This window comes from Luedemannella flava, assembly GCF_039528515.1.
Lineage (GTDB): Bacteria > Actinomycetota > Actinomycetes > Mycobacteriales > Micromonosporaceae > Luedemannella > Luedemannella flava.
Genome location: NZ_BAAALT010000319.1, coordinates 1 through 739 on the forward strand (window position 1 = coordinate 1; position 739 = coordinate 739).

At 75.6% G+C, this 739-nt stretch carries 3 protein-coding genes; all 3 read right to left on the bottom strand.

What is annotated here, in order from left to right:
* Nucleotides 1-241, bottom strand: a 241-nt coding sequence (locus ABD211_RS32960; protein WP_344140430.1) for a TadE family protein, incomplete at its 3' end; no start/stop codon positions are given.
* Entirely contained in the window at nt 241-432 is a 192-nt protein-coding gene (locus ABD211_RS32965) for a DUF4244 domain-containing protein (RefSeq protein WP_425560585.1), read from the bottom strand. The genes ABD211_RS32960 and ABD211_RS32965, both read right to left, overlap by 1 nt.
* An 18-nt stretch (nt 433-450) precedes the next feature.
* Nucleotides 451-739 (bottom strand): type II secretion system F family protein (locus tag ABD211_RS32970; protein ID WP_344140432.1); only part of this gene is annotated, 289 nt, incomplete at its 5' end.

A 739-nucleotide genomic window follows, 5' to 3' on the forward strand; every position in this document is an offset into this window, starting at 1 on the left:
GGGCGGCGTCGCGGGCCGCGTCGACGCACCGCACCCGCGCGAGGACGGCGTTGACCGCCCCGATCGCCACGAACGTCAGCAGCACCAGTACCGGCAGCGCCACGGCGATCTCCACGGTGGCCGCGCCCTTGTCCCGCCCGCCCGTACGGGGTCGTCTGTTCCGCGGCCCGGTCCCGGCCGGCGATCGGGGATGGGGTGGTGCGGTGGGCCGGTCGGCCCACCGCACCTTCCGGTCCTCCATCAGTTCAGGGCCCGCGTGATGATGCCGCTCAGCGCCTTCTGCACCGGGTCGGACGTGACCACCTTGAGCAGCAGGCCGGCGAACGCCACGGCCGCGAGCGTGCCGACGGCGTACTCCGCCGTGGACATGCCACGGTCGGCGCCGAGATGGGTCAGGAGCCTCGTACGGAGGCGGATCGCGCGTGCGCGCATGGAAACTAACTCCTTCCGTCAGTGGGGAAGCACATCGCCGAGGACGGCGACGACCACCGGGACGAGCCCGGCGAGCACGAAGGCGGGCAGGAAGCACAGCCCGAGCGGCAGGACGATGAGGACGGCCGCCCGCTGCCCGGCGGCCTCGGCGGCGGCGAGGTCGGCGGCGCGCAGGTCGTCGGCGACCGGGGTCAGCGCCTCGGCGAACGCGGCGCCCCGGTGCTGGGCGCGCACGGCGGCCCGCACGACCCGCGCGACGGCCGGGTCGTCGCCGAGATACGCCCACGCCTCCTCCGCGGTCGCCCCG